This window comes from Nocardia puris (genome assembly GCF_036051655.1).
Lineage (GTDB): Bacteria > Actinomycetota > Actinomycetes > Mycobacteriales > Mycobacteriaceae > Nocardia > Nocardia puris.
This window is the reverse complement of record NZ_CP107943.1, coordinates 3,162,426-3,178,081: the sequence shown is the minus strand read 5'-3', so window position 1 is coordinate 3,178,081 and position 15,656 is coordinate 3,162,426. Positions and strand designations below refer to the sequence as shown.

General features: G+C 69.2%; 19 protein-coding genes and 1 tRNA gene. 8 read left to right on the top strand and 12 right to left on the bottom strand.

All coding sequences use genetic code 11. The features are described 5' to 3' along the window. Positions 1-26 precede the first annotated feature (26 nt). From OHB21_RS14470 to OHB21_RS14450, 5 genes are read right to left on the bottom strand one after another with little or no spacing between them, the layout of a single operon-like run. Complete coding sequence (locus tag OHB21_RS14470; protein WP_195142429.1) at positions 27-662, bottom strand: HAD family hydrolase; 636 nt, start codon at positions 660-662, stop codon at positions 27-29. Then, positions 659-1,642, bottom strand: a complete 984-nt coding sequence (locus OHB21_RS14465; protein ID WP_067513875.1) for an NADPH:quinone oxidoreductase family protein — start codon at positions 1,640-1,642, stop codon at positions 659-661. Before OHB21_RS14465 ends, OHB21_RS14470 begins: the two co-directional genes overlap by 4 nt. A 45-nt stretch (positions 1,643-1,687) precedes the next feature. Beyond that, complete coding sequence (locus OHB21_RS14460) at positions 1,688-2,725, bottom strand: phosphotransferase family protein (protein ID WP_195142428.1); 1,038 nt, start codon at positions 2,723-2,725, stop codon at positions 1,688-1,690. Beyond that, positions 2,718-3,500, bottom strand: coding sequence for an SDR family oxidoreductase (locus OHB21_RS14455; protein WP_195142427.1), 783 nt, complete (start codon positions 3,498-3,500; stop codon positions 2,718-2,720). Before OHB21_RS14455 ends, OHB21_RS14460 begins: the two co-directional genes overlap by 8 nt. Beyond that, on the bottom strand, positions 3,500-4,747 hold the full coding sequence (locus tag OHB21_RS14450) for an acyl-CoA dehydrogenase family protein (RefSeq protein ID WP_067513878.1): 1,248 nt from the start codon (positions 4,745-4,747) through the stop codon (positions 3,500-3,502). The genes OHB21_RS14455 and OHB21_RS14450 overlap by 1 nt, the downstream gene beginning before the upstream one ends. A gap of 273 nt (positions 4,748-5,020) precedes the next feature. On the opposite strand from OHB21_RS14450, the gene OHB21_RS14445 reads away from it, so the two are divergent. Next, positions 5,021-5,170: a hypothetical protein gene (locus OHB21_RS14445; RefSeq protein WP_195124705.1), complete on the top strand. Its 150-nt coding sequence runs from the start codon at positions 5,021-5,023 to the stop codon at positions 5,168-5,170. Between the two features lie 32 nt (positions 5,171-5,202). Here OHB21_RS14445 and OHB21_RS14440 read toward each other — a convergent pair whose 3' ends face one another. The 3 genes from OHB21_RS14440 to OHB21_RS14430 all read right to left on the bottom strand — a co-directional run bounded on the left by OHB21_RS14440 (position 5,203) and on the right by OHB21_RS14430 (position 6,922). Further along, complete coding sequence (locus tag OHB21_RS14440) at positions 5,203-5,868, bottom strand: SAF domain-containing protein (protein WP_195124704.1); 666 nt, start codon at positions 5,866-5,868, stop codon at positions 5,203-5,205. Positions 5,869-5,956: 88 nt separating this feature from the next. Beyond that, the gene (locus OHB21_RS14435; RefSeq protein ID WP_067513880.1) at positions 5,957-6,259 is read right to left on the bottom strand and encodes an FmdB family zinc ribbon protein; all 303 of its coding nucleotides are present in this window, start codon (positions 6,257-6,259) and stop codon (positions 5,957-5,959) included. Positions 6,260-6,328: 69 nt separating this feature from the next. Then, positions 6,329-6,922: a 5-formyltetrahydrofolate cyclo-ligase gene (locus OHB21_RS14430; RefSeq protein ID WP_228789021.1), complete on the bottom strand. Its 594-nt coding sequence runs from the start codon at positions 6,920-6,922 to the stop codon at positions 6,329-6,331. An 88-nt stretch (positions 6,923-7,010) separates the two neighbouring features. On the opposite strand from OHB21_RS14430, the gene OHB21_RS14425 reads away from it, so the two are divergent. From OHB21_RS14425 to OHB21_RS14400, 6 genes are all read left to right on the top strand, one after another. Further along, positions 7,011-7,958, top strand: a complete 948-nt coding sequence (locus tag OHB21_RS14425) for a UTP--glucose-1-phosphate uridylyltransferase (protein ID WP_113975087.1) — start codon at positions 7,011-7,013, stop codon at positions 7,956-7,958. 103 nt (positions 7,959-8,061) lie between these two features. Beyond that, on the top strand, positions 8,062-9,315 hold the full coding sequence (gene glp / locus OHB21_RS14420) for a molybdotransferase-like divisome protein Glp (protein WP_195142426.1): 1,254 nt from the start codon (positions 8,062-8,064) through the stop codon (positions 9,313-9,315). A gap of 12 nt (positions 9,316-9,327) precedes the next feature. After that, positions 9,328-9,978: a GNAT family N-acetyltransferase gene (locus OHB21_RS14415; protein ID WP_067513888.1), complete on the top strand. Its 651-nt coding sequence runs from the start codon at positions 9,328-9,330 to the stop codon at positions 9,976-9,978. A 361-nt stretch (positions 9,979-10,339) separates the two neighbouring features. Next, positions 10,340-11,539 (top strand): divisome protein SepX/GlpR, encoded by a 1,200-nt coding sequence (gene sepX, locus OHB21_RS14410; RefSeq protein WP_195142425.1) that lies wholly within the window; start codon positions 10,340-10,342, stop codon positions 11,537-11,539. A gap of 78 nt (positions 11,540-11,617) precedes the next feature. After that, positions 11,618-11,690, top strand: a tRNA-Ala gene (locus OHB21_RS14405). A 139-nt stretch (positions 11,691-11,829) separates the two neighbouring features. Next, the gene (locus tag OHB21_RS14400) at positions 11,830-13,008 is read left to right on the top strand and encodes a tyrosine-type recombinase/integrase (RefSeq protein WP_328439217.1); all 1,179 of its coding nucleotides are present in this window, start codon (positions 11,830-11,832) and stop codon (positions 13,006-13,008) included. Here the strand turns inward: OHB21_RS14400 and OHB21_RS14395 are convergent. The 4 genes from OHB21_RS14395 to OHB21_RS14380 all read right to left on the bottom strand — a co-directional run bounded on the left by OHB21_RS14395 (position 13,005) and on the right by OHB21_RS14380 (position 15,090). Continuing rightward, entirely contained in the window at positions 13,005-13,469 is a 465-nt protein-coding gene (locus OHB21_RS14395) for a hypothetical protein (protein WP_328439215.1), read from the bottom strand. The two genes, OHB21_RS14400 and OHB21_RS14395, sit on opposite strands and share 4 nt — an antisense overlap. Positions 13,470-13,543: 74 nt before the next feature. Beyond that, the gene (locus OHB21_RS14390; protein ID WP_328439213.1) at positions 13,544-14,218 is read right to left on the bottom strand and encodes a hypothetical protein; all 675 of its coding nucleotides are present in this window, start codon (positions 14,216-14,218) and stop codon (positions 13,544-13,546) included. Beyond that, positions 14,211-14,462 (bottom strand): type II toxin-antitoxin system HicA family toxin, encoded by a 252-nt coding sequence (locus tag OHB21_RS14385; RefSeq protein ID WP_328439211.1) that lies wholly within the window; start codon positions 14,460-14,462, stop codon positions 14,211-14,213. The genes OHB21_RS14390 and OHB21_RS14385 overlap by 8 nt, the downstream gene beginning before the upstream one ends. 1 nt (position 14,463) lies before the next feature. Next, positions 14,464-15,090 carry a hypothetical protein gene (locus tag OHB21_RS14380; protein ID WP_328439209.1) on the bottom strand — a complete coding sequence of 209 codons (627 nt, stop codon included), beginning with the start codon at positions 15,088-15,090 and terminating at the stop codon, positions 14,464-14,466. Positions 15,091-15,371: 281 nt separating this feature from the next. Between OHB21_RS14380 and OHB21_RS14375 the strand changes: the two genes are divergently transcribed. Beyond that, entirely contained in the window at positions 15,372-15,635 is a 264-nt protein-coding gene (locus OHB21_RS14375; protein WP_328439207.1) for an XRE family transcriptional regulator, read from the top strand. Positions 15,636-15,656 lie beyond the last annotated feature (21 nt).

Here is a 15,656-nt window from a genome sequence, read left to right as displayed (position 1 = left end):
CCGTCCGCGAGGGCCCGCCGTGTCGCTCACGCGGCGATGCCGAACCTTTCGGCCAACTGCCGTTCGGTGTCGGCCGTGTCGGTGTGCAACACCCCGGCGATGCCCAGACGCGCCGCACCGTCGAGGTTCTGCCGCAGATCGTCGACCATCACCGCGCGCTCCGGGCGCACACCCAGTCGGGTGCAGGCGATCTCGTAGATCCGGCGTGACGGTTTACGAATCCCGACCTCCGCGGAGATCACCGCGACATCGGCGAGCGCGGCCAGGTCGAACCCGGCGTAGCAATCCCGGCCGAACGCGTTGGAGACCAGCGCCACCGGGATGCCCGCCGCGCGCAGCCGCCGGATCAGGTCGAGGCTCGCCTCGTCGGCGGTCAGTCCGCTCTGCATTCTGGCGCTCACGCCCTCGGCGTCGATATCGGCGCCGTGGGCGCGCAGCCGCTCGGCGAAACCGCGATCGAAGGCGTCGGCGTCGATACGCCCGGATTCGTGGTCGACGAGCAGGCGGCGCGCCTCGTCATCGGTGCTCAGCAACGTGATCGGCAGGTCCGGATCGCCCAGGGAGGCGCCGAAGGCGCGGAACGCGTCGAGCACGCTGCTGGTGAGCACACCGCCGAAGTCGACCAGGACGGCGTCGCGCGGGTCGATCGTCGAGGTGCTCACGGCTGGAACACGATTCGTCCGACGGTGCTGCCGTCACCGAGGCGCCCGAGACCGTCCGCGACGTCGGCCAGCGCGAGCCGCTCGCTGATCAGCGGCTTGATCGCGCCGTCGGCGGCGAGCCTGGTCAGCTCGACGTGGCAGTCCTGGATGGCCTGCGGGTCGTACTGCTTGTACAGGCCCCAGTGCAGTCCGATGATCGAATAGTTCTTGATCAGCGCGTGATTGAGCGCCGGCTCCGGAATGGTGCCGCCCGCGAATCCGATGACCAGGATACGGCCCTCGAACGCAATGCATTTCGTGGACTTGGCGTAGGCGTCGCCACCCACCGGGTCGTAGACCACGTCGACGCCGCGGCCGCCGGTGAACTCCTTCACGACGGGCAGGAAGTCCTCGCTGCGCCGGTCGATCACCAGGTCGGCGCCGAGCGCCCGGCAGTACTCCGCCTTGTCGGCGCCGCCGACGACGCCGATCACCGTCGCGCCCGCGGCCTTGCCGAGTTGGACGGCGGAACTGCCGACACCACCCGCCGCCGCGTGCACCAGCAGGGTCTCCCCCGCGCGCAGCCGCGTGCGCCGGTGCAGCGCGAACCAGCTCGTCTGGTAGCCGATGCTCAGCGCCGAGGCCTCGGCGTCGTCCAGCGCGGGTGGCGCGGGGAACGCGTTGCCTTCGTCCAGCACGGCCAGTTCCGCGAACGCGCCGCCGGGCAGATTCGGATTGCCGATCACCCGGTCGCCCACCGCGAACCGCGTGACGCCCTCGCCGAGGGCCACCACCTCACCGCACAGTTCCACGCCGGGCGTGAACGGCAGCGGCGGCGTGATCTGATACCGGCCCCGGCACAGCAGCACATCGGGGAAGTTCGCCGGCGCCGCCGACACCCGGACCAGCACCTGACCCGGGCCGGGCGCCGGATCCGCGGTCTCCTCGAGCCGCAGCACCTCGCGCGGTTCGCCGAGTTCGTGTACCCGCCAAGCTTTCACTGTCGACTCCTCGTGGTCGAATGTCTCGCCGTCCGCGCGCGGACGCTAAATCCCTGCGGCATCGGCGATTTCGGTCGCCTTACGCACCAGCGCGTCGATGCGCTCGACGGTCGGCGTGCCCGCCGCCGCCTTGTTCTGCGGCTCGTCCATGGCGCGGCGCATCACGCCCTCGGCGATCACCGCGACCTTCCACAGACCGAGCACCTGCCAGTACCACAGGGCGGCCGCGTCGCGGCCGGTCTCGGCCAGGTACTGCTCGGCCAGTTCGTCGCGGGTCGGGAACCCGGGCAGGGTGGAGGCCGGGAAGTCGCCGCCGGTGTCCTCGCCGGGTTCCGGCCAGTAGGCGAGCATGCTGCCCATATCGGCCAGCGGCTCACCGAGTGTGGAGAGTTCCCAGTCCAGGGCCGCCACCAGATCGCCGGATGCGCGGTCGGCGATGACGTTGCGCAGGTGGAAATCGCCGTGCACCAAGGTGATTTCGCGCTGTTCGGGAATGGCGGCCACCAGCCTGCGGGTGAGGGCGTCGAGTTCGGGCAGCTCCCTGGTCTTGGACTGTTCCCACTGGCCGGCCCAGCGTTTCAGCTGCCGCTGCGCGTACGGCTTGTGGCTGGCCAGATCCGACAGCCCGACGGCCTCGATGTCGACGGCGTGGATCTTCGCCAGCGTGCGCGGCAGTTCCCGCGCGATGTGGGCGCGCCGCTCGGGGGTGAGCGACCGCGCGATCTCCATCGTGTCGATGACCTGGCCGTCGACGAATTCCATCAGCACCAGCGGCACGTCCGAGACCGCCGCGTCCTGGGTGACGCCGAGGATGCGCGGCGCGGGCACGTCGGTGTGCTCCAGCGCCGCGATGATGCGCGCCTCGCGCACCACGTCGTGCGCCGAGGCCAGCAGGTGCCCGAGCGGCGGCCTGCGCAGCACCCAGCGCCGGTCGGCGGCATCGGTCACCAGGTAGGTCAGATTGGATTGGCCGAGCCCGATCCGCTGGAGCCGCAACGGTTTCGCGTGTTCGACGCCCAGCGCGTCGAGCCACTCCGCCACCGCCGCCGGATCGACCGCGGTGGTGTCCCGTACCTCAGGCATCGACCGGCACCCCCTGGCGGAACAGGGCGGCGTTGCCGAGCCGCTGACCGCCGTCGATCACCATCGTCTCGCCGGTCACCCAGTTCGCCGCGTCGGAGGCCAGGAAGGCGACGGCCGCGCCGATGTCCTCCGGTTCACCGATCCGGTTCAGCGCCGTCATCTGGGTGAGCAGGCCCTCGTGTTCCTGCCACAGCGCCGCCGCCAGTTTGGTGCGCACCACGCCCGGCGCGACCGCGTTCACCCGGATGCGCGGCGAAAGTTCCAGCGCCAGTTGCTTGGTGAGGTGGATCAGCGCGGCCTTGGTGGCGTTGTAGAGACCGAGATTCGGTTCGAAACCGAGTCCGCCGATGGAGGCGGTGTTGATCACGGAGCCGCCGTGCTCACCCATCCAGGTCTCGGCGGCCAGCGAGGTCCACAGGATCGGCGCCCACAGGTTCACGTCGAAGGTCTTGCGGAACCGGGCGTGATCCTGGTCGATCACCGGGCCGAAGGCCGGGTTGGTGCCCGCATTGTTCACGAGAATGTCCACGCTGCCGAACTTCTCGAGCGTCAGCTCGATGCACCGGCGCGCCGCGTCCTCCTCGACGGCGTGCGCGGCCACGCCCAGCGCCGAGCCGCCCACCTGCGCGGCCGCGGCGTCGGCGGACTCCTGCGAGCGCGAGGTCAGCACCACGTTGCCGCCCGCCGCCGCGATGGCGTGCGCCGCGGCGAGGCCGATGCCGCGGGAGGCGCCGGTGATGATGGCGGTGCGCCCGCTCAGATCGATACCCGTCATCACGCCGTCACCTTCTGTCCGTTGGTCGCGGCGGCCTCGGCCGCGCGGTACTTGCCGAGTTCCTGGCGCGCGATGGCGCGCTTGTGCACCTCGTCGGGGCCGTCGGCCAGCCGCAGCGTGCGCAGGTGCGCCCACGCCATGGCGAGCGGGAAGTCCTCGGTGACGCCGCCGGCGCCGTGCACCTGGATGGCGCGGTCCACGATCTTCAGCGCGATATTGGGCGCGGCCACCTTGATCGCGGCGATCTCGGTGCGCGCCTCCTTGTTGCCGACGGTGTCCATCAGGTGGGCGGCCTTGAGGGTGAGCAATCGGATCATCTCGATCTCGATGCGCGCCTCGGCGATCCAGTCCTGGATATTGGCGTTCTCGCTGATCGGCTTGCCGAAGGTGCTGCGCGACCGGGCCCGCTTGCACATCAATTCCAGTGCGCGCTCGGCCATTCCGATCGACCGCATGCAGTGGTGGATGCGGCCGGGGCCCAGGCGGGCCTGGCTGATCGCGAAGCCCTCACCCTCCCCCTTGAGCACATCCTTGGCCGGCACCCGCACGTCCTCGAACTCGATCTCGGCGTGGCCCTCGCGGTCCTGGTAGCCGAACACCGGCAGGCTGCGCACCACCGTGACGCCGGGCGCGTCGATGGGCACCACCATCATCGACTGCTGCCGGTGCGGGGCGGCGGTCGGATCGGTCTTGCCCATCACGATCAGCACCTTGCAGTTCTTGTGCATCGCGTTGGAGGCGAACCACTTCCGGCCGTTGAGCAGGTAGTCGCCGCCGTCGCGCACCATGGACAGCTCCACGTTGGTCGCGTCCGAACTCGCCACGGCGGGCTCGGTCATGGCGAACGCCGACGCCATGGTGCCCTCCAGCAGCGGCTTCAGGTATTTCTCCTTGTGCTCGTCGGTGCCGAAGAGCGTGAGCACTTCCATATTGCCGGTGTCGGGCGCGTTGCAATTACACGCCTCGGAGGCGATGACGCTGCGGCCCATGATCTCGGCCAGCGGCGCGTACTCCAGGTTCGTGAGCCCCGGGCCCCACTCCGGGTGCGGGTGGAAGAGGTTCCACAGCCCGCGGCGGCGCGCCTCGGCCTTGAGCTCCTCCAGGATCGGCGGCTGGAAGTGCGGATCACCGGATTCCCGCATCTGCCGCTCGTAGACCTCTTCGGCGGGATAGATGTGCGACTCCATGAAGTCGAGCAGATCCGCCTGATACTTCGCGGCGCGATCGGAGATATCGAACAGGGACATCCTGGCTCCTGACGGTCGGGCGGGTTGTCGGTGGGGCGCGATCCGGCGCCGGGAGACATCGGATCCGCGATCCACATCCCTCCCCAAGGGTATATCTGAAACCGGCTTCAATTTCAAGTATCGCCAGCGGAAATGGTCGTTCACCTGCGTATACGGTAGTCGAATTCTGTGCATCAGAGCGGTTGTTTCGAGGGCGGAAACCCACCGATGCGCCGCCGGCGCCGAGACGCCCGGCTTGCACTCAACCGCAGTTGAGTTGCGACCGTCGCTCGCATGGCGCTGTCGAACACCGAGGCCGACCCGCAGGCGGCCGGGCCACCACCGGAACGGCGGCCTCGCCACGCGCTCGCCTTCCCCTCGATCCTGTCGATCCCCTACACGATCGACACGACCCTGCCCCGGCTCGCCGCCGCCCTGCGGTGACATCAAGGGCCTTCCCCGAAAACGATTGCCGCTCAATGGAACACCACCGTGAGCGCGGTGTGCAGCGACGCCGCCGCCACCATGGCGGCGTGCGCCGCGTCCATCGCCACGAGCACCACTCGCTCCCCGCCACCGGAGCGCTCCCCCGGCGCGGCCACCAGCACCACGGCGGCGTCGACGGCCAGGGCTCGCGCGGGCCGCGCGCCGGTGCCCTGTTCGCCGCCGCCGATGACGTCCACGCGGTCGCCCGCGCGCAGGATCTCCGCGACGGCGGTGTCGGCGAGGCGGATCGGCACGATCCTGGCGTCGGCGCCACCCGTCGCGACGTGTGCGAGCCTCGGGCCGACCACCCGCAGGTCGGTGAAGATCTCGCCCGCGCGCATACCGCCGGTCAGCGTCGAGCCGACCAGATCGGCGGTGGAGGTGGTGGCGCCCTCGGGCAGCGTGCCGGATTCGCGCGGCACCGTGCGCAGATCACCCGGTTCGAGTAAGCGGCCCGGCGCCAGTTCGCGCTCCGCGACCACGACCTCGGTGCGGGCGGCCTCCGGGTCGCCACGCACGACGAGGATCAGCGCGAGGACGGCGAGCGCGGCGGCCAGCAGCCGCCGCAGCAGGACACCGTCGGCCCAGGACGGGCGATTGTGGAACACCGACCGCAGGGTGTCGGCGCGTCCGAGATCGGCGAGTGCGCGAGTCATGGCCGAAGCCTATGGCCGCGAGCACCCCCGGCAGGCCCCGGAAACGACCTCCTGTGGAGACCGCCGGGCCTGGGGATGAATCAGGAAATCAGCTGGCCACGGCCGTGCTGGTGGACGAACTCGCGGTGCTGGAAGACGCCGACGAACCCGAATCCGAACTCGACGAACTCGACCCGCCGTCGGACTTGGCCGGCTCGCTCGCGGTGGACGCGCCGCCGCGGCTGTCGGTGCGGTAGAAGCCGCTGCCCTTGAACACGATGCCCACGGAGTTGAACAGCTTGCGCAGCTTCCCGGAGCACTTCTCGCAGACGGTCAGCGCATCGTCGGAGAAGGACTGCACGATGTCGAAGCGGTTGTCACACTGGGTGCACGCGTATGAATAGGTTGGCACAGGATCCTCCGCAGGTTTCGTCGATCTAGCACTCTACCGCCGACAGTGCCAACGCCGCCAATCGGCCGTTCATTCCGCTGGACGGCCGCCCAGCCACCGCAGTCCGCCGCGCGGGGTCAGCGCCCAGCCCATCCGCAGGTCGTGCGGCTCTTCCGGCAGCGATTCCACCAGCTCGTCGTCGCGCACCACGGCGACCAGCAGCGCGTCCGGCCGCGCCGCGCCCAACGTCCGGTCGTAGTGCCCGGCCCCGCGACCGAGCCGCACCCCGCGCCGGTCCACAGCGAGCGCCGGAATGAGAATCAGCCCCGCTTTCCCGACCGCGTCACTCCCCAGCCGCGGTCCCGCGGGTTCCCGCAACCCATACTTCGCCGGGCGCAGGTCACGTTCCCCCGTGTACTCCGCCCAATCGAGCGGTTCCTTCCCCCCGGTCAGCGGCAGCAGCACCCGCGCTCCCCCTGCGCGCAACGCGTCCAGCATCGCGATCGACCCCGGCTCGCTCCCCACCGGGACATACGCGCACACCCACTCCGGAACGTCCAGGCCGGCGACCGTTTCCGCCAATCCCGCGGCGTCGCGGGCCCGCTCCTCCGCGGGAACAGCTGAGCGCCGAGTGAGAATCTCCGCACGCCATGCATGTTTGTCCCGCCCACCGGGCATGTTCATGAGGATCACCATAAGCTCACCGGGTGCCGCGCGGTCGCGACGACCGCCCGGCCATGGCACGGATGGATAGGGTGTGCGTATGACAGCAATGGCAGGACCGTCCGCGAACGACGCGGCGTTGTCGTGTTTCCGCACGGCCGTCGTGCCCGCGGCAGGGCTCGGGACCCGGTTCCTGCCCGCGACGAAGACGGTGCCCAAGGAACTGCTGCCCGTGGTCGACACCCCGGGCATCGAGCTCGTCGCCACCGAGGCGGCCGAATCCGGCGCCGAACGGCTGGTGATCGTGACCTCGCCGGGCAAGGACGGCGTGGTGGCGCACTTCGTCGAGGACCTGGTGCTGGAGAGCACGCTCGCCGAGCGCGGCAAATTCCAGTTGCTGGAGAAGGTCCGCAAGGCGCCCGCGCTGCTGGACGTGACCTCGGTCGTGCAGGAGGAGCCGCTCGGCCTCGGCCACGCCGTCGCCCAGGCCGAACGGGTCCTCGACGACGACGAGGACGCGATCGCCATCCTGCTCCCCGACGATCTGGTGCTGCCCTCCGGCGTGCTCGACGTGATGAGCCGGGTCCGCCGCAAGCGCGGCGGCAGCGTGCTGTGCGCCATCGACGTGCCGAAAGACCAGGTCAGCGCCTACGGCGTCTTCGACGTGGCCACCGTGCCCGACGCGGTGAACCCGAACGTGCTGCGCGTCAACGGCATGGTGGAGAAGCCCGCCCTGGCCGACGCGCCCTCCACCTTCGCCGCCGCAGGCCGCTACCTGCTCGACCGAGCCATCTTCGACGCGCTGCGCCGGATCGAGCCCGGCGCCGGGGGTGAGCTGCAACTCACCGATGCCATCGCGCTGCTGATCGCGGAGGGTCACCCGGTCCACGTGGTGGTCCACCGTGGGTCGCGCCACGATCTGGGCAACCCGGGCGGCTATCTTCGAGCTGCGGTCGATTTCGCACTGGAGCGGGAGGAATACGGCCCCGCCCTGCGGGAGTGGTTGCAGCACCGGCTCGGTCCCGACTGGGATCCGCAGCTGGTGACCGGCGAATAGCGGGCGCGCGGGACTTCCGCGCGACACGGGCCGTCGGGTAGTACAGAGGGTTCACCGGACGCGGCGGTCCGGTCGAGGTGCGGAAAGGATCGGGAAGAGCTGGATGCGCTCGGTTGAGGATCAGCAGATCAAGGTGACCGCGGCGGCGGTCGCGCCCAGGCCGGTGCGCGTCGCGATCTCCGAGGCCCAGGGCCTGCTGTGCGCCGAGGACGTGGTCACCGAGCGTCCGCTGCCCGGTTTCGACCAGGCGGCCATCGACGGATACGCGGTGCGCAGCGTCGACGTGTCCGCGGCCGGCTCCGACATCCGCGACGAGGACGGCGACCTCGTCGACCTCACGCTGCCCGTGGTCGGCGAAGTGGTGGCCGGTTCGCGCCAGCCGATCCGGCTGCAACCGCGCCAGACGGTGCGCGTCGACACGGGCGCCCCGCTGCCGACGCTGGCCGACGCCGTGCTGCCGCTGGACTTCACCGACGGCGGCCGCGCCAGGATCCGAATCTACGAGCCGGTGCGCTCCGGCGATTACGTGCGCCGCATCGGCGACGACGTGCAGCCCGGCGACGTCGCCGTGCGCGCGGGCACCATCATCGGCCCGGCCCAGGTGGGTCTGCTCGCCGCCGTCGGCCAGGACAAGGTGCTGGTGCATCCGCGCCCGCGCCTGTCGGTGATCTCGGTGGGCGGCGAACTCATCGACATCGACCGCACACCCGGCCCCGGCCAGGTCTACGACGTGAACTCCTACGCGCTGGCCGCCGCCGCGCGCGACGCGGGCGCCGACGTGAACCGCGTCGGCATCGTCAGCACCGACGCCCGCCAGCTGCGCGACGTGGTGGAGGGCCAGCTGGTGCGCTCGGAGGTCGTGGTGATCGCGGGCGCGGTCGGCGGGTCGGCCTCCGAACAGGTGCGCGAGGCGCTGGAAGGGCTCGGTGACCTCGAAATCGCCAGGGTCGCCATGCATCCCGGCTCGGTGCAGGGATTCGGCAGGCTCGGGCGCGATGAGGTGCCGACGTTCCTGCTGCCCGCCAATCCGGTCGGCGCGCTGGTGGTGTTCGAGGTGATGGTGCGGCCGCTGATCCGGATCGCGCTGGGCCGCAGACATCCGATGCGCCGCGTCATCCGGGCCAGGACCATCACGCCCATCAGCTCGATGGAAGGCCGCAAAGGTTATCTGCGGGCGCAGCTCATGCGCGACGAGACCACCGGCGACTACCTGGTGCAGCCGCTCGGCGGCTCGGGGTCCTCGCACCTGCTCACCACCATGGCCGAGGCGAACAGCCTGATCATCATCGATCCGGAGGACACCGAGGTGAGGACCGGGGACGAGGTTCAGGTCGCCTTTCTCTCCCAGCGCGGCTGAAGCGTGGAGTCGATGAACGTCTTCCGGGTCACGCAGCATCCGGGGTGGCCCGCGCACCTGGGCCCGGTGCGCGTCGCGGCGGGCAAAGTGACGTTGCGGCCGGTGCGATTGCGCGACGCGGCCGCGTGGAGCCGCATCCGGCTGCGCGACCGCGAACACCTCGAACCGTGGGAGCCGACCGGGCGCGGCGCCTGGGAGGCGCGCAACCACGCGTCGAACTGGCCGTCGCTGTGGTCGAGCCTGAAAGCCGAGGCCAGGCGCGGATCGATGATCCCGCTCGTGATCGAGGTGGACGGTACTTTCAGCGGCCAGTTGACGATCGGCAACATCGTGCGCGGGGCCTTGCGCTCGGCCTGGATCGGGTACTGGGTGGCCAAGGACCTCAGCGGGCAGGGGGTCGCGACGGCCGCGCTCGCACTCGGTCTCGACCACTGCTTCGGCCCCGTCGGACTGCACCGCGTCGAGGCGACGGTGCGGCCGGAAAACCTTGCCAGCCAGGCCGTTCTGCGCAATGTGGGCTTCCGGGAGGAAGGTCTGCTGCGGCGCTATCTCGACGTGGACGGCGCCTGGCGCGACCACCTGCTGGTCGGGCTCACCGTCGAGGAGATCAGCGGCACGGTGCTGGACCGGCTGGTGCGCGACGGGCGGGTCATCCTGCCCTGAACGCTCGAATTGGTTGCTGCCGCATAGCTGAATGGCGTGCGGCGCACCGCATCACACAATCGATAGACGGCCGGGAACGATACCGCCGTGACACGTCATGTCCGGCGCGAAACGCGGATAGGTGGGGCAGATTTGTGACGGGTGTGGCGGATGTGCACGGCGCGCCTGCCGGATTCGCGCGGTGCGCCGAATTAACCTACGGACGTCGGTGCTGCGTCCTGCGGTATCGGCAGGGAGCCAGTGCGGCGCCGGTGACCGTGGGCCGCGTCCGAGCGCGTGAGCGGGACCGAACGCACACCGCGGTGCGTCACACCGGGCACGGGCACGGCGAGGAACAGGCGGGACCGGAGGTGATGACCTGATGCCGAATTCGATTCTGTGGATCGGGCTGGTCGTGCTCTGGGTGTTCGTGCTGTTCCCGATCCTCGCCGACCGGCACCCGAGGATCAGGCGGACCACCGATGCCGCGCTGAACACCCGGGTGCTGCACCGCGGTGGCTCCAAGCGGCGCATGAAGAAGGGCCCGGCTGCCGGACACGACAGTGATCCGGACTACCGGCCCACCCGAGTCCACAGAAGGCGAATCCACAGCGATGATGCGGAGGACCGGATGAGCACACCGGCCGACGAGAACGTCACCGAGAACGACGAGAACACCGGCGCGGCGTCCGCGGGCGGGAAGACCGGGCGGGGCGGTGAGCGCCGTGGCGCCGAAGTCGCCGAATCGGATTCGACGCGGGAGCCGGACGCCGAAGAGTCGGCGGGTGCGGACTCCGAGCAGACTGTCGTCGCCTCGGAGGACGTGGTCGCCGAGGGTGCGGAGTCCGACGGCTCGGACGTGGTGGCCGATTCCGACGACGACGCGGACGTCTCGGGGACTGTGCGCGCCGATTCCGACGACACCGCCGATGCGCGCGGCGCTGCGGACGAGCGCGACACAGCTGACTCGGAGGACGCGCCTCGCGAACCGGCTACCGCGCGCATCCCACCGGCCCGTTCGGCCGCGCCCGCGCGCGTCCCCGACCTCGAATACGACGCGGACGACCCCGAATTCGACACCGACTTCGTGCCCACCCGGCGTGGCCGCGGCGGCTTCGACCCCGAAGCCGACGCCATCGCCCGCGCCGCCCGCTACACCTTCCGCCAGCGCGCCGTCCTCGGCCTGCTGCTCGCCGCCATCCTCTGCGGCGCGCTCGCCCTGGTGATCAACCCGCTGATCTGGTGGGCCTCCGGACTGTCCGCCCTCGGCCTCATCACCTACCTCGCCTACCTGCGCAAGCAGGTGCGCATGGAAGAGGAGATCCGCCGCAGGCGCTCCGCGCGCCTCGCCCGCAACCGCGACGCCGAGCACGCTCAGGACGACGACACCGAACTGCGCCGCGCCGCCCAGCGTGCCATGGACCGCGACACCGCCCGCGCCCTGCGCCGCCGCTCCGTCCTCCTCGATGCCGACGACGAAGACCCCGCGTTCGACCACCTCGACACCTTCGACCCCGCCACCGCCCGCGCCCTGCGCGACCGCACCGGCACCGCGGGCATGCGCCGAGCTGCAGGCGAATAACCCCAGCTCAGAGGTACGATTCGGAATCCTGTGACCAGTCCTGCTACAGTGTCACAGCGCGGTTCGCCCGAGCCGCACGGGGCTATAGCGCAGTTGGTAGCGCGTCTCGTTCGCATCGAGAAGGTCAGGGGTTCGATTCCCCTTAGCTCCACTCTTGCCGGGCAGGTCAGGGCTATGATGGCGACTCTCACCGAGAAGTCATCAACAGCACCGATCAACACCTGCCCGGTTTTCTGCGTTCTACGGCAGTCTCCGAGCGGCGTCGAACGGGCTCCGGGAGGAGTCGAGAAGTGTCGAGTATCCGCATCAACACCCGCCGCGATGGGTCTACCTACACCCAGATCCTGTTCCGGGAGCACGATCCCGCCAAGGGCCGCAAGGTCCAATCGTCGCTGTCGTTCGACGACCACGGCGCCGCGCTGAAGTGGCAGAAGGTGCTCGATGAGGTCGGCCCCGAACGCGTACGCGCGATGCTGGCCGCCGAGGACGAGGCGCGCGAGGAGAAGGTCGTCACCCTCAACAACGACTGGGCCGAGACCTACATCCGCGGCATCACCGGAGTGGAGGAGGCTACCCGGAACCGGTACCGCCGCTACATGGTCAACGACATCGGCCCGGCGATGGGAGACCTCCCCCTGGCGGCGTTGTGCGTCGCGGACGCCGACGAGAACTCGGTGGTGCAGCAGTGGGTGAACGAGATGGAGGCCGACGGCGTCAGCCCGAAGACCATCGCGAACAAGCACGGGTTCCTGTCCGGCTGCCTGCGGGTCGGGGTGAAGCGGAAGCTGCTCCCGTTCAACCCATGCGAGGACACCAAACTGCCCAAACGGCGGCGCGAGACGGTGTTCCTGGAGCCGGAGGAGTTCGACATCGTCTACGCGGCCGTCCCCGCGCGCTGGCGGCCGATGGTGCTGTGGCTCGTGACCACGGGCATGCGCTACTCGGAGGCCACCGCGATCCGGGTAGGCGACATCGCCCAGCACGCTGGCGATGACGGCGAGAAGTACTACACCGCTCGGATCTCGAAGGCGTGGAAGTACACCGGCACCAACGAGCGCAAGCTCGGCGGCCCGAAGACTCAGCGCGGATGGCGCACGATCAACGTGCCTGCCGAGACGATCGCCGCGCTGAACCTCGACGGGCGCGGCAAGGATCAGCTGCTGTTCCGCACCAGCCGGGACAAGCGGATCATCCCCCAGCAGTTCCACAACCTGGCGTGGAAGCCCGCCATGGAGGCGGTCGCTGAGCGGCTCGGCAAGAAGCCGCGCCCCCACGACCTGCGGCACACGTGCGCGTCGTGGATGTTGAACAACGGTGCGGAGATCACCGACGTGTCAGCGCATCTCGGTCACGAGAGCATCAAGACCACGGTGGACGTGTACGGGCACCTGGACCGCCGCTCCGGGCACAGGGCGTCGACGGCGATCTCGAAGGCGCTGGTGCGCACCGTGGTGCGCGCGGCCGCCTAGAGGTCCATGTTCCACGGCCGCCGCTGGATCAATGCCTGGTTCACCGCGGCGCGCTCGCGGTGGGTGAGGTGCCGCAGGCGCACGCGCAGAGTCAGCTCGTCGACCCAGAGTTCGTCGGCGAGCGCGGCGCGGTCTTCGAGCCCGACCCAGTGCAGCGCGTCGGTCAGCGCGCGCAATGAGATCAGTCTCCGTGCGGCGAGGTTGGCGACGATGCGCTCCTCCATGGCGGCGAACGCGGGGTGACGCGGAACCGGGCCACGCTCGAGGTGGATGATCTCGTGGGTGAGGACGCACCGGCGCTCGGTCTGGTTCAGCGTGTGCTGGAGGAAGATCGCGCGCTTGGTCCAGGTCGCGCGGAGGTTCTCAGGGAGTTCGCAGCGGATCACGGCCACATGGGGGTAGTGCTGGCCGAGATGCCGCCAGGGATGCCAAATGCGTGCTGCGCGATACGTGCCAGGCATCAATGCATTAGAACATGCGTTCGATTGAGTTGCCAGGTAATCGCGAAAAGTTAGCTGGCGCTATGGATGTCGAGTCAGCGCCCCTTGGTCAGCAGCGCCGGATCGATGGTGTCGGCGATCTGCTCGATGTGAAGTCCGGTGACGCGATCGATCGCGTCGGACTCTTTGCTGATCACCGAGTCGAGCGCTTGGGCGAATGTCTGATCTCGCGAGACCCCCAGACGCTCGAACGTCCACCGATCCCCGAAGAGCTGGGTATCCTTGCCGATCGGCAGCGACCAGATGGCGCCCTCGCCTGCGTTGTGGCTCAGCACTGCGCATCCGCCCTCGTCGAGCTGGTCGAGAATCCAGCCGATCAGGTCGTCCGGCTCGACGGCGATCAGCAGTCGTTCGGTGGTCACCAGGCGCGGCTGACGCGCTTTCTCACCCGGCCCGTAGAGGCCGGCCAGAACGGCGTGATTGAGGTGCGCAGCGGTGCGCTCACGTGCGTCGTACGTGTCGGGGTCGCTGTGGGTCCAGCGGATCAGGTATTCGTCGCCGGTTGGGTCGGTTACGAGATGCTGCTCGTGGACGTACAGCTGGTCGAAGGTCTGGCCGGGATCTTTCGCGAACTCGATGATGTCCGGGGTGTCCTGGATCAGCTCGGCGATGGTCTTGCGGCCGCCGATCAGCTCGGGGATCTGGGGGGACTCGATCGTCCATCCGTAGTCGGGCCCGGCTTCTCCGTAGATGATGTGCAGGTCAGTCAATTCCGAGCACCTCCTTCGCTTCTTCGATCGTCAGCCCGGCTTGCTTGACCAGGACGCCGCGCACGTCTTTGGGCGGGACGGTCACCTTGTTGTGGAACGCCCAGCGGATGCGGGGTCGTCCCTCGGCCTCAAGCCAAGTATGGCTGCCTTCTCCGCTCTTGGGTACCGGGCGGTAGCCGAGCTTCTTCCGCAGGATCTGCTTGAGCTTGGTCGCCTTCATCGACGGCCAGTCGTCCCTCCCCACGTCACCGCCCCTCGTCATCGTCGTTCGGCGGACCGGCCGGGTAGTCCTCATCCCCCGGCCTCGACCGCTTGACGATCTCCATCTCCTCGAGAGACATCCGCCACGCCGCCAGTTCCTCAGCCGGTTCGTAGACGGGCTTGCTGCCGTCGTCGGCGGTTGGCTCGGGGTGCTTGACGGGGTGGCGAGGTTGCGGGACGTTCCGCTTCCGGCGGCGCCGCGTATCGCCCCTCCCGCCCGCTGGCGACTGGAGTGCCGACGAAACCTTTCCTGCGTCGTGAAGTGCGGGCGGTGCCATCGCCCGTATGACCGCCAACACGGCGTCTCTCTGCTCCGCGGTCAGATCATCGGCATTACCTGGAAGCATGGCTGCAAGTTCCGACTGGCGCCGAGTAACCGGCAACCCGATCGACGCAGCGGTCGCGAGTACGACGGATGTGACATCGACTTCAAGCGCATCGGCCATCGCCCGGATCGTCGCCGGTTCGGGAAACTCCTTGATGCGGACATCGGTGCCCAGTTGCTGCCACCGCTGCGCGGACACGACATGGTCGGCGCGGGCCGAGAGCGTGCGGTACGACCATCCGCGTTCTGCGCGGCGCGCCTGAATGAGGTCTGCGAGATTGGGCATGCCGGAAGACTGCTGGCTGCTGTCATTCCCACGCAATAGACGCTCCTCGTTGGGCTCCTACCGGCATAGCGGCGTCGTCGGACGCTAAGCCGCCTACCAGTTGACAGTAGCAATCCTGTCGCATATCGGCTGACTACCAGGGATTCAGTCCGGCAACCACTTGACAGGTGCCTACCGGTAGGCGCTATGTTGCTGCTTACTACTTGACAGATAGGCGCCTACTAAGCAGGATGGAGAACGCGATGGCAACCCGCTACCGCAGACGGCCGAAGGGAACCTGGATGAGACTGCGCAGCGCAGCCCTTCTCCGGGCGCTGGTCGGGCCCGAGAAGGACAAGGTGATGTCCGGGCGCAAGCTCGCGCGCTACGCCGATGTCCACCCGAGCTTCATAGATCACCTTCTCCATGAACGCCGACGTGGCTGCGAGCCGCTGACCGCCGACCGCATCGCGGAGGCGCTCGGGGTTCCCACCGAGGTGCTTTTCGAGGAGAGGGTGTCAACTACTGAGCGCCCAAGCGTCAAACGCAAGGCGTTGGTCGCATGAGAAAGGCCCTCAACCTGGTGC